This is a genomic window from Streptomyces sp. NBC_01689, from assembly GCF_036250675.1.
Lineage (GTDB): Bacteria > Actinomycetota > Actinomycetes > Streptomycetales > Streptomycetaceae > Streptomyces.
In genome coordinates this window covers 5,037,712-5,049,208 of the sequence record NZ_CP109592.1, presented here as the reverse complement: position 1 = coordinate 5,049,208, position 11,497 = coordinate 5,037,712, and the positions used below count along the sequence as shown (strand labels likewise).

Genomic DNA, 11,497 nt, shown 5'->3' with positions numbered 1-11,497 from the left:
GGCCGTCGGCTCAGTTCTGGTGCGACTGGTAGTGCGCGACGGCGTCCGAGGTGCGGCCGGCGCCGTACACCCGGAGGAACTCTGCCAGTTCCGGGTGGGTGGGAGCGAGGGTGTCGGCGGCCTCGATGATGTCCCCGGCGGCCGCCACCGAGCGCAGCAACGACTGGATCTCGCGGACCACGCGCTTGACCGTGGGCGCACCCGAACTGCTCGTCGACTGCGTGGTGTTGCTGAGCACGGAGCCCCCCTGGGACTTCTTGATCTCGTCCATGCGCTCGGTCGCCTCGGCGGCGCTGACACTGCCGTCCGCGACCTGCCCCGCCAGGTCCTGCAGCAGCTGGACCCGCTGGACCACCGCGGGATTGCCGATCTTGGCACGCTGGCCGCTCATCAGCTGCGACAGCATGGGCGCGGACAGGCCCAGTACCCCGGCAAGACGCGCCTGGTTGAGGCCCAGATCGTCTATGAGCCTACGGAAGAGCGTCCCCAGCGGCTCCCCGTACCAGTTCCGCTGCAGCTCCTGGGCTCTTGCGGTTGCTTCCTGCTGTGCGGCGTCCATTGCGTCTCCCCATCGCTTCCCCAATACCGTGGTTCGCCATCGCGAACCACGTCGAGCATCTTACGGAGAGTGGTCGCCCACGGGGACCCCCAATCTTTTTGCGAGATACCGGGGGTGACCCGGTACTCTGGTGCCCGGCGCCAGTCGGTGGCGGAATGCACCGGCCGGACGCTTCTCTTCGGGGCCTTAGCTCAGTTGGTAGAGCGCTGTCTTTGCATGGCAGATGTCAGGGGTTCGACTCCCCTAGGCTCCACACTCGGACCGGCCGGACGCCTTCAGGGCGACCGGCCGGTTTTCGTATGCCCCACTTTGAGGCTCTCTTGGTGACCTGCGTCACAGGAGAGAATTCGCAGGCGTTGCATTTGTTTGCGCAAAGAGGTGTGCTGTCGAAGGGTGCCGGGGCCGCCCGGCGGGTGGCCGGCGCCCCGTGGCGGGCCTCGTGGTCCGTCATCGGCGCCGTGCGTGAACTGGCGCAAGCAGAGGTGGGTAATCAAGGCCATGCGCACGGTGAAGAGAGTCTGTGTGGATGTTGTGCGTGAGGGTCGTTGCAAACGTCATCACGGACGGAACCCGTAAACGGGCAGCTTCCCCGTGTTCTCCGCCGCCTTCCCGACGCGCCAGGCGCCGGGCCCCCCTCGTCCTGTTCCACGTGAAACAACGCTGTGGGGCAGGAGACCCTCAAGTCTCCTGCCCCACAGCGTTGTTGAAGCCTCTGCCCGGACCGGTCCGGGCGGGGGTTCAGTGGCGATCGTCGCGCTTCGCCGCTTCCTCCTCGGCCTGCTTGGCCTGGACCTCGGGGTCGAGGTCGGTCCGGGCGCTGCCGTCGACCGACGTCAGGCGGCCCGGTTCGGGCACCTCCGTCGCCGCGGGCGGCTCCACGAGCCAGTCGGGGTTGGCCTGCTTGTCCCACCACTTCCAGGCGGCGTAGGCGCCACCCGCCAGCAGGCCCAGGACGGCCAGCCCCTTCACCGCGCGGCCGGCCTTCGCCCGCCGCCGGTGCTTGCGGACCAGCTTCTCGATCTCCTTGGGGGAGACCTGCCCGCGCAGTGCCGCGAGCGCCGCCGCGCCTCGTGCCGCGGCCTCCTCGCGCACCGGCTGGGCCGCGGCCACGGCCTGCTCGATTCTCGGCTTGGTGTAGTCGGCGGCCTGGAGCGCCGCCTGGCGGGTGCGGACGGCGGCCGTGTGGGCGGCGTGGGCGGCGTGATCGACCTTGGGCGGCACATGGGCGCGCGCCTGCTCGAGCCGCGGCGCGAGACGGGCGTCGTACTGCACGCGGGCCTGCTCTGCGGCCAGCGTCATCTTGGGCGCGAGCCGTACGCGTGCCTCGTTCGCGTAGTGCGAGGCCCGGTCCTTGGCCGTGTCGGCGTAAGGCGCCACCACTTCCGCGGCGTGCAGCACGCTGTCCTTCGCCGAGCCGGTCGCGGCGCGCACGCTGTCAATGCGGGTCACGGGTTTTCCTCCTCCTCGGTGGCGTACTTGGGCGTTCGAGTACCCCAAACAGGCACAGTCCACCTTTCCACCCTTTTCGAGATCATGCCCCTCGCGCGTCCGGAGGGCATGCGAGATGGGGCATACGGGGCAACCGGGCCTTGCCGCCGACCCTGCCACGGATCGCGGCTCCGGGCGCCGCCCGCGCGAGGAATCGACGCGTTTTCCGCAAGAGGGAGGACGGGATGTTCGCCCGGAGGTGGCGGTCGGGCGACGCGGGGTCCGGGCCGTGCGAGGATCGGGGGGTCAAAAGAAGGCAACGGAAGGCAGATCGTGGCCGAGCAGCTTTACGCCACCCTGAAGACCAACCAAGGCGACATCGAAGTCCGGCTCCTGCCGAACCACGCGCCCAAGACGGTCCGGAACTTCGTCGAGCTCGCCACGGGTGAGCGGGAGTGGGTCAACCCGGAGACGGGTGCGAAGTCCACGGACAAGCTCTACGACGGCACGGTCTTCCACCGGGTGATCAGCGGATTCATGATCCAGGGCGGTGACCCGCTCGGCAACGGCACCGGTGGCCCGGGCTACCAGTTCGAGGACGAGTTCCACCCCGACCTCGCCTTCGACAAGCCGTATCTGCTGGCGATGGCGAACGCGGGCCCCGGCACCAACGGCTCCCAGTTCTTCATCACCGTCTCCCCGACGGCGTGGCTGACCCGCAAGCACACCATCTTCGGCGAGGTCGTCAACCCGGCCGGCCAGAAGGTCGTGGACGCCATCGCGGGCACCCAGACCAACCCGCGCACCGACCGTCCGGTCAACGACGTCGTCATCGAGTCGGTCGTGGTCGAGACCCGCGAGGGCTGAGCCCGGCCGACCGCGGGGTCCCGAGGACTCCAGCGGGGAACCAAACGCCCCGTTCATCCGTATGGATGGACGGGGCGGTGCAGTGTGTACGACCGATCGAGGGGACCCCATGGACCAGGCACCAGGCAGCCCACAGGGCCCGCAGGACCAGGGATCGCAGGACACCGGGAAGACGCCGACCTGCTACCGGCACCCGGACCGCGAGACCGGTGTGCGCTGCAGCCGCTGCGAGCGCCCGATCTGCCCCGAGTGCATGGTCAGCGCCGCCGTCGGCTTCCAGTGCCCCGAATGCGTCCGGGGCGGCTCCGGCACGGGACATCCGCCGTCGGCCTCCCGGCCGCGCACCCTGGCGGGCGGCACCGTCGCCGCGGACCCCCGGCTCCTCACCAAGGTCCTGATCGGGATCAACCTCGCCCTCTTCCTGGTGCAGCAGGCGGTGGGCGACCGCTTCACCGACAGCTTCGACCTCATCGGCCGGGCGTACGTGCCGGTCCTCGGCTCGGTCGAGGGCATCGCGGAAGGCCAGTGGTACCGGCTGCTGACGTCGATGTTCCTGCACGGCAACTACGTCCACATCCTGTTCAACATGCTCAGCCTCTGGTGGATCGGCGGCCCCCTGGAGGCGGTCCTCGGCCGGGCCCGCTACCTCGCGCTGTACTTCGTGTCGGGGCTCGCCGGCAGCGCGCTCACGTATCTCCTCGCCGCGCCGAACCAGCCGTCGCTCGGCGCCTCCGGCGCGATCTTCGGTCTCTTCGGCGCCACCGGCGTCCTGATGCGCCGTCGCAACTACGACCTGCGCCCCCTGATCGCCCTGCTCGTGATCAACCTGATCTTCACCTTCACCCCCGCCTTCGGCATCTCCTGGCAGGCGCACATCGGCGGTCTCGTGGGAGGTGTCGTCGTGGGCTACGCGATGGTCCACGCACCGCGCGAGCGGCGGAACCTGGTCCAGTACGGGGTCTGTGCGCTGGTGCTCGCCCTGGTGGTGGTCGCGACGCTGGTCAGGACGGCTCAGCTCACCTGAGCGGCCCTGGTCGTCGCTCTGTTGTCCACAGACGGTCGCGGATCTTGTGCACGCTGTGTGGGAACAGCTGTGCCCCCTGTCGCTGACCCGAGTTTTCCCAGGTCGGACAGGGGGCGAACAGACTTGCGGATCCCGGTAGGCCAGTCACACCGGCGTCAACCCTGGATGAGTTATCCACAGATCGTCGTTCTTTTTCCACCTGTGGAAAACAGTTGTGGATAACTCAGTGGATAACCCTGGGGAGAGCTGTCCGGGAACGGCCGGAGTGTCCGTCGCGGAGCGCTACTTCCACTGCGTGGAGACGCCGAATCCCGCCGCGATGAAGCCGAAACCGACCACGATGTTCCAGTTGTCCAGCGCGTCGATCGGCAGCGAGCCGTCGGTCACGTAGAAGACGACGATCCAGGCGAGGCCGATGAGGAACATGGCCAGCATGACCGGCGCGACCCAGCCGCGACTGGTGAGCTTGATGTTGGTCGTCTGCTTCGCCGGGGGTGGCGTGTAGTCGGCCTTCTTGCGGATACGTGACTTCGGCACGAGGGTCTCTCCTGTCGATGCGCTGCGTGGCCGCGCAGGGAACTGGGGCGGGCTCCGGGGCAGCGTACAAGGGGACACTGAGCGCTCCCCCGGGCGTCCGTTAGCGTAGTGCTTCCGCGGCGCCGAAGGAGATAAGGGTACGTTGAGCAATTCTGCCGACTCTCCAGGGACGGGTCCCAGTCCTGCCGGTTCGCGCCGTTTCCGGCCCGTTCGGGTCCTCACCGCGGCCGTCTTCGCCCTCGCCGGGCTGATCTTCTTCACCAGCTTCGACACGGCCAAGGGCACCAACATCCGCACGGACGCGTCCCTGCTGAAGCTCTCCGACCTGATCCAGGAGCGGAGCCACAAGAACGCGTCGCTCGACGACTCCAACGGCGCGCTGCGCGGCCAGGTCGACGGCCTCGCCGGGCGGGAGAACGGCAGCAGCCGGGCCGAGACCGACAAGGTCGCCGCGCTGGAGAAGAAGGCGGGCACCAAGCCGCTCAAGGGCAAGGCCGTCACGGTCACCCTCAACGACGCCCCGCCGAACGCGACGGCCAAGCTGCCCGGCTACCCCGAACCGCAGCCCGACTATCTGGTCATCCACCAGCAGGACCTGCAGGCCGTGGTGAACGCCCTGTGGCTCGGCGGCGCCCAGGGGATCAAGGTCATGGACCAGCGGCTGATCTCCACCAGCGCCGTGCGCTGCGTCGGCAACACGCTGATTCTGCAGGGACGCGTCTACTCGCCCCCCTACAAGATCACCGCGGTCGGTGACCCGGAGAAGCTCCAGAAGGCGCTCGCGGACTCCCCGGCGATCCAGAACTACATGGTGTACGTCAACGTCTACGGGCTCGGCTGGAAAGTCGAGGAGAACGGGACGGTGACTCTTCCCGGCTACTCGGGCACAGTGGATCTGCACTACGCGAAGCCTGTGGAGTAGCCGGAGCCGCTGCCGCTGGGGGGCCTGTGTCGGTGCGAGTGGTCGTCAGGACGGTGAGCGAGCTCTGCATCACCACCGGCACGCTGATCGTGCTCTTCGTGGTCTACCTGCTGTTCTGGACGGGCGTGAAGGCCGACAGCGAGATGGACCACCAGATCGACCAGCTGCAGCGGCAGTGGTCGAAGGGGGCACTCGCGCGGCCGCCGGGGGAGCCCGCCACCGCCCCGACGGCGACCGGTCGACCGGCGGCCGGCGGGACCCCGAAGCGCCCGCCCTCGTACGCCTACGGCAAGCCCTTCGCGGTGATGTACATCCCGCGCCTCGGTTTCACGTGGAACAAACCCGTGCTCGAAGGCACCGGAACGAGTGTCCTGAAGAAGGGGCTCGGCCACTACCGGGGGACGGCACAGCTGGGGCAGACGGGGAACTTCGCCGTCGCGGGACACCGCCGGACCTACGGCGACCCCTTCGAGGACTTCCCGGAGCTGCGACGCGGTGACGCGGTGGTGCTGACCGACGGAACCACCTGGTTCACGTATCGGATCGACAAAGGCCCCTACAAAACCGTGCCCACGGACGTTGAGGTGATCGACCCTGTGCCACGTAAGTCCGGGTATACGGCTCCGGGCCGCTACCTGACGCTGACCACCTGCGACCCGGAGTGGGGGCACAGCCACCGGCTGATCGTCTGGGCACATCTGGATTCCACACAGCCTGTGGAGGCCGGGAAACCCGGGGCGCTCCGCCGTTAGTCTGGTCCCGTACGGCGTGGGTCCGGTGGTGCAGGGTGGCTCTGACGCCGTGGTGCGACGGAAGGGACGGCATGTACGGCTTCATCTGGCGGCATCTGCCGGGCAACGTGTGGGTGAAGGCGCTGATTTCACTCGTGCTCGTCCTGGCGGTGGTCTACGTGCTCTTCCAGTACGTCTTCCCCTGGGCCGAACCGCTGCTGCCCTTCAACGATGTGACGGTGAACAACCAGTGAGCGCGCGGATCCTCGTCGTCGACAACTACGACAGCTTCGTCTTCAACCTGGTCCAGTACCTCTACCAGCTGGGCGCCGAGTGCGAGGTGCTGCGCAACGACGAGGTGTCGACCGCGCACGCCCAGGACGGGTTCGACGGAGTGCTCCTGTCGCCCGGCCCGGGCGCTCCCGAGCAGGCCGGCGTCTGCGTCGAGATGGTCCGGCACTGCGCGGACACCGGGGTGCCCGTCTTCGGCGTCTGTCTCGGCATGCAGTCGATGCAGGTGGCGTACGGCGGGGTCGTGGACCGCGCGCCCGAGCTGCTGCACGGCAAGACCTCGCTGGTGGAGCACGAGGGCAGGGGCGTCTTCGCCGGACTGCCGTCCCCCTTCACGGCGACCCGCTACCACTCGCTCGCCGCCGAGCCGGAGACCGTGCCGCCCGCGCTGGAGGTCACCGCGCGCACCCACGACGGGATCATCATGGGCCTCAGACACCGTGAACTGCCGGTCGAGGGCGTCCAGTTCCACCCCGAGTCGGTGCTGACGGAGCACGGGCACCGGATGCTCGCCAACTGGCTGGTGGAGTGTGGCGACCAGGGTGCCGTGGCGAGGTCGGCGGGGCTCGCCCCGGTGGTGGGCAGGGCCACGGCGTGACCGCGCTGCGCCCCGAGCGCGAGTCCGGCGCCGCCTACGGTGCCGCCGGAGGAGACGGGTCCTCGTACGGGCAGCAGCCGTACGGGGCGCCCGGCGCGTTCGAGGTCGCGGTCGAGCAGTTGGCGGACCCGCTCACCGATCCCCTCCCGGGCACGGCCCCGGCCCCCGGCCCCGCCGCGCCGGCCGGGCCCACCGTCGGACCGGAACAGCAGTGGACCGGTCATCACCAGTACGCGGGCGACTCCGCGGGATACGCGCAGCGGTGGCAGGGCGCCCCGGCGGGGGGCCACGACGCCGAGCGGCAGCGGCAGCCGTACACCGGACAGGCGACGACGGCCATGCCGGTCACACCGGCCTTCCAGGAGCCCGCGCCCCCGTACGGGGCGTCCGCTCCCCTGCCCCCGTACGCGGCGCCCGGGGGCCCGTCCGCGCCGGCGTACGGGGCCCCCACGGCCTCGCCCGGCCCGATGGCCGGGCCGGGTTACGACGCGCCTTCCGCGGTGGTCCGACCGCCGGACGACGAGACCGTGGCGCTGCGCGCTCCCGAGGTCGCGCAGGCACGGCTCATGGCGGGGCCCCCGGCCCGTACGGCCGCGGCGGACGAGGCCGCGGCCGAGCCCGGGGGACGCGCGGCGCGACGCAAGGCCGCACGGCGCCATGGGCGCCACGGAGGGCCCCTGGAGTCCCCGGAGTCCCCGGAGTCCCAGATGCCCCAGGAAGGGGCCCAGGAGGCCGCTGGAGCGCCGCTGAGCCGTGTGGCGGCCCGGCGTGCGGCGCAGGCGCGGAAGCCCGGCGCCGCGGTCGTGGTGAGCCGCATGATCGGCGAGGTCTTCATCACCACCGGCGTCCTGATGCTGCTGTTCGTGACCTACCAGCTGTGGTGGTCGAACGTGCGGGCGCACCAGCAGGCCGGCAGTGCCGCGCACCATCTGCAGGAGGACTGGGCGAGCGGCAGGCGGAGCCCGGGGACGTTCGAGCCGGGACAGGGTTTCGCCATCCTGCACATCCCGAAGCTGGACGTCGTCGCGCCGATCGCGGAGGGCACCAGCAAGACGAAGGTGCTCGACCGCGGAATGGTGGGCCACTACGGCGAGGGCAGCCTCAAGACGGCGATGCCGGACGCCAGGACGGGCAACTTCGGTCTGGCGGGCCACCGCAACACCCACGGTGAACCGTTCCGCTACATCAACCGCCTCAAGCCGGGCGACGCGATCGTCGTCGAGACGCAGGACGACTACTTCGTCTACAAGATGGCGTCGATCCTCCCCGTGACGTCTCCTTCGAACACAAGTGTGCTGGCCCCGGTCCCCAAGGGCTCCGGCTTCACGGGTCCCGGCCGCTACATCACCCTGACCACCTGCACGCCGGAATTCACGAGCAAATACCGGATGATCGTGTGGGGCAAGATGGTCGAGGAACGCCCGCGCAGCAAGGGCAAGCCGGACGCCCTCATCGGGTAGGCGCACCCAGCGGTGCGCTGTCGGCCTCCGGGGGCGAGCACGTGAGACAACCTGAGACAGACCAGACGGGGCAGATGCACAGTGGCAGCGAGGACCGACCACGACGAGCGCACCGACGCCGACGCCGAGGCGCCCGCACCGAGACGGCGTGGTCCCGGCCCGGTCGCGACGGCGGTCAGCGTTCTCGGTGAACTCCTCATCACCGCGGGCCTGGTGCTCGGTCTCTTCGTCGTCTACTCGCTGTGGTGGACGAACGTCGTCGCGGACCGCGAGGCGCACAAGCAGGGCGACAGGGTCCGCGACAACTGGGCTGCGTCGGACAAGGGCCCCGGCGCGCTGGACACCAAGGACGGCATCGGCTTCCTGCACGTCCCGTCCATGAAGAACGGTGAGGTGCTCGTCGAGAAGGGCACCTCCACGGAGATCCTCAACGACGGCGTCGCCGGCTACTACACGGACCCCGTCAAGTCGTCCCTGCCGATGACCGGCAAGGAGGGCAACTTCACCCTCGCCGCCCACCGGGACGGCCACGGCGCCAAGTTCCACAACATCGACAAGGTCGCGAAGGGCGATCCGATCGTCTTCGAGACCAAGGACAAGTGGTACGTCTACAAGGTCTTCGGCATCCTCCCGGAGACCTCGAAGTACAACGTCAAGGTCCTCGGCGCGATCCCCGAGGAGTCGGGCCGGAAGAAGCCGGGCCACTACATCACCCTGACGACCTGCACGCCGGTCTACACGTCCCGCTACCGGTACATCGTCTGGGGCGAGCTGGAGCGCGTCGACAAGGTGGACAGCGCCCGGACCCCGCCGAAGGAACTGCGCGGCTGACCGGCACGGCTGCGCCCGGAGCGGTCACCGGAATGCCCAGGGGCCCGGTACTCGGACGAGTACCGGGCCCCTGACGGAAGGCCGTGCCTGTTAGCCGCTAGTGGCCGTCAGCCGCTAGTTGCCGCCGATGAACCCGCCACCGCCGTTGTTGCCGCCGTTGTTCCCGTTTCCGCCCAGGGTGGTCAGGGTGATCGGCGCGTTCGGGTCCGCCTGGCCCCCTCCCGGGTCCTGCTTGATGACGAACGCGTTGTCGCCCTGATCGCCCTGCACCTGGATGTTGTTGAAGCCGTTCTGCTGCAGGATCTGCCGGGCCTGCTGAAGGGTCCGGCCCTGGACGTTGGGGACGTCCTTCTGCTGGTTCTGCGGCTTCTTGCCGATCTGGATGTTCACCGTGGAGTTCTTGTCGACCGCGCTGCCCGCCTGCGGGGAGGTCGAGACGACCTTGTCGACCTGGCCGTCGTCCGCGGTCTCCACGTCGGTGCAGTTGCCGACCAGGTTGTTCGCGGTCATCTGCGCCTTGGCCGCTTCACAGCTCTGCCCCTTCACGTCCGGCACGGTCGCCTTCTCCTGCGCCTTGGCGATGGTGAGGGTGATCGTCGAGCCCTTCTGGACCTCGGTGCCGAGCTTCGGGTCCTGGTCCAGGACCGTGTTCGGGTCCTCCGTGGAGGTCTGGGTCTTCGTCTTGACCTGGAACCGGTAGCCGTCGCCCTCGAGCTTCGCCTTGGCGTCGTCGAGGCTCTGGCCGGTCACACCGGGCACGACCACCTTCGGGGCGCCCGTCGAGACGACGAGGGAGACCGAGTCGCCCTTCTTGACGTCCGCGCCGGCCTTCGGGTCCTGGTCGCACACGCTGCCCTTGGGCTGCGCCTCGCACGGCTTCTTGGTGGTCGTCACCGTCAGTTCGACGTTGGCGGCCATCGATTTCGCGTCGGCCAGCGTCTGGCCGACGAAGTTCGGGGCGGCGAAGGGCTTGTTGCCGTCGCTGCTGCCGCTGAACGCCCACTTGCCGATCAGGATCGCGCCGATGAGCACCAGGACTCCCGCCACCACCAGCAGGATCGTCGAGGTGTTCGACTTCTTCTGCTGCTGACGGCGCCGGGGCGGACGGTCGTCGTAGTTGGTGAAGCCGCCGTCGTCCGGGTTCATCGGCGGAAGCATCGACGTGGCCTGGGCGTCCGTGGAGCGCAGCGCCGTGGTGGCCTGGTCGTCCGGGTAGCCGCCGTAGCCGACCGAGCCCATGGCGGCGGTGGCCGCGACCGGCTGGCCGTCGAGGCAGGCCTCGATGTCCTGCCGCATCTCGTCGGCGGACTGATACCGGTAGTCCGGGTCCTTGACAAGCGCCTTCAGCACGATCGCGTCCATCTCGGGCGTGATCTCGGGGTCGAAGACGCTCGGCGGCTGCGGCTCCTCCCGGACGTGCTGGTAGGCGACGGCGACCGGCGAGTCGCCCACGAAGGGCGGGCGGACCGTCAGCAGCTCGTAGAGGAGGCAGCCGGTGGAGTAGAGGTCGCTGCGCGCGTCCACCTGCTCGCCCTTGGCCTGCTCCGGGGAGAGGTACTGGGCGGTGCCGATGACCGCGGCGGTCTGCGTCATCGTCATGCCGGCGTCGCCCATGGCGCGGGCGATGCCGAAGTCCATGACCTTGACCTGCCCGTTGCGCGTCAGCATGACGTTGGCGGGCTTGATGTCGCGGTGGACGATGCCGGCGCGGTGGGAGTACTCCAGGGCCTGGAGGATCCCGATGGTCATCTCCATGGACCGCTCGGGCAGCAGTCTGCGTCCCGAGTGGAGCAGCTCACGCAGCGTGGAGCCGTCCACGTACTCCATCACGATGTACGGGATGGAGATGTTCTCGATGTAGTCCTCACCCGTGTCGTACACGGCGACGATCGCGGGATGGTTGAGCGAGGCGGCCGACTGGGCCTCCCGGCGGAACCGGGCCTGGAACGACGGGTCGCGTGCGAGGTCGGCTCGCAGCGTCTTCACCGCCACGGTGCGACCGAGCCGGGTGTCATGGGCGAGATGGACCTCCGCCATGCCACCACGGCCGAGCACCTGGCCCAGCTCGTACCGGCCGCCGAGGCGACGCGGCTCTTCCATAGCTACCTACCAGCCCTCTCCGTCGGTCCCGACCGCACACATGTGTGGTCCGGCGGTGTGCCGTCCGGGCATACCGTACCCGGATCGACTTGTGTGACCTGGCCGAGCCCGCCACCCGATACAGGACCGGTATCGCAACGTGCACCGAT

12 protein-coding genes and 1 tRNA gene are annotated in these 11,497 nt (G+C 69.2%); 9 read left to right on the top strand and 4 right to left on the bottom strand.

The window, feature by feature from the left end:
- Positions 1-10: 10 nt before the first annotated feature.
- A complete protein-coding gene (locus OG776_RS21440) occupies positions 11-559 on the bottom strand; it encodes a helix-turn-helix domain-containing protein (protein WP_148009302.1) in 549 nt (182 codons plus the stop codon).
- Positions 560-739: 180 nt separating this feature from the next.
- Here OG776_RS21440 and OG776_RS21435 point away from each other — a divergent pair.
- A tRNA-Ala gene (locus tag OG776_RS21435) sits at positions 740-812 on the top strand.
- A 485-nt stretch (positions 813-1,297) separates the two neighbouring features.
- Here OG776_RS21435 and OG776_RS21430 read toward each other — a convergent pair.
- Positions 1,298-2,008, bottom strand: coding sequence for a DUF5324 family protein (locus OG776_RS21430; RefSeq protein WP_148009303.1), 711 nt, complete (start codon positions 2,006-2,008; stop codon positions 1,298-1,300).
- A 312-nt stretch (positions 2,009-2,320) separates the two neighbouring features.
- Here OG776_RS21430 and OG776_RS21425 point away from each other — a divergent pair, with 312 nt between their 5' ends.
- Positions 2,321-2,854 (top strand): peptidylprolyl isomerase, encoded by a 534-nt coding sequence (locus OG776_RS21425; protein WP_148009304.1) that lies wholly within the window; start codon positions 2,321-2,323, stop codon positions 2,852-2,854.
- Between the two features lie 109 nt (positions 2,855-2,963).
- Positions 2,964-3,878 carry a rhomboid family intramembrane serine protease gene (locus tag OG776_RS21420; protein WP_148009305.1) on the top strand — a complete coding sequence of 305 codons (915 nt, stop codon included), beginning with the start codon at positions 2,964-2,966 and terminating at the stop codon, positions 3,876-3,878.
- Between the two features lie 282 nt (positions 3,879-4,160).
- On the opposite strand, the gene crgA is transcribed toward OG776_RS21420, so the two are convergent.
- On the bottom strand, positions 4,161-4,415 hold the full coding sequence (gene crgA, locus OG776_RS21415) for a cell division protein CrgA (protein ID WP_148009306.1): 255 nt from the start codon (positions 4,413-4,415) through the stop codon (positions 4,161-4,163).
- Positions 4,416-4,557: 142 nt separating this feature from the next.
- On the opposite strand from crgA, the gene OG776_RS21410 reads away from it, so the two are divergent.
- The 6 genes from OG776_RS21410 to OG776_RS21385 all read left to right on the top strand — a co-directional run bounded on the left by OG776_RS21410 (position 4,558) and on the right by OG776_RS21385 (position 9,248).
- Positions 4,558-5,337 carry a DUF881 domain-containing protein gene (locus tag OG776_RS21410; protein ID WP_148009307.1) on the top strand — a complete coding sequence of 260 codons (780 nt, stop codon included), beginning with the start codon at positions 4,558-4,560 and terminating at the stop codon, positions 5,335-5,337.
- Positions 5,338-5,369: 32 nt separating this feature from the next.
- Positions 5,370-6,089, top strand: a complete 720-nt coding sequence (locus tag OG776_RS21405; protein ID WP_329323742.1) for a class E sortase — start codon at positions 5,370-5,372, stop codon at positions 6,087-6,089.
- Between the two features lie 71 nt (positions 6,090-6,160).
- Positions 6,161-6,322 carry a hypothetical protein gene (locus OG776_RS21400; RefSeq protein WP_148009308.1) on the top strand — a complete coding sequence of 54 codons (162 nt, stop codon included), beginning with the start codon at positions 6,161-6,163 and terminating at the stop codon, positions 6,320-6,322.
- Positions 6,319-6,957, top strand: a complete 639-nt coding sequence (locus OG776_RS21395; RefSeq protein WP_148009309.1) for an aminodeoxychorismate/anthranilate synthase component II — start codon at positions 6,319-6,321, stop codon at positions 6,955-6,957. The genes OG776_RS21400 and OG776_RS21395 overlap by 4 nt, the downstream gene beginning before the upstream one ends.
- Entirely contained in the window at positions 6,954-8,417 is a 1,464-nt protein-coding gene (locus OG776_RS21390; protein WP_329322221.1) for a class E sortase, read from the top strand. Before OG776_RS21395 ends, OG776_RS21390 begins: the two co-directional genes overlap by 4 nt.
- An 81-nt stretch (positions 8,418-8,498) precedes the next feature.
- Positions 8,499-9,248 (top strand): class E sortase, encoded by a 750-nt coding sequence (locus OG776_RS21385; RefSeq protein ID WP_148009310.1) that lies wholly within the window; start codon positions 8,499-8,501, stop codon positions 9,246-9,248.
- A 114-nt stretch (positions 9,249-9,362) separates the two neighbouring features.
- Here the strand turns inward: OG776_RS21385 and pknB are convergent, their stop codons facing one another.
- Positions 9,363-11,348, bottom strand: a complete 1,986-nt coding sequence (gene pknB, locus OG776_RS21380; protein ID WP_148009311.1) for a Stk1 family PASTA domain-containing Ser/Thr kinase — start codon at positions 11,346-11,348, stop codon at positions 9,363-9,365.
- Between the last annotated feature and the right edge of the window lie 149 nt (positions 11,349-11,497).

Excerpts from the sequence above, each read along its gene's own strand:
- pknB (WP_148009311.1), bottom strand. The coding sequence starts at position 11,348 with ATGGAAGAGCCGCGTCGCCTCGGCGGCCGGTACGAGCTGGGCCAGGTG.
- OG776_RS21420 (WP_148009305.1), top strand. The coding sequence starts at position 2,964 with ATGGACCAGGCACCAGGCAGCCCACAGGGCCCGCAGGACCAGGGATCG.
- OG776_RS21440 (WP_148009302.1), bottom strand. The coding sequence starts at position 559 with ATGGACGCCGCACAGCAGGAAGCAACCGCAAGAGCCCAGGAGCTGCAG.
- OG776_RS21400 (WP_148009308.1), top strand. The coding sequence starts at position 6,161 with ATGTACGGCTTCATCTGGCGGCATCTGCCGGGCAACGTGTGGGTGAAG.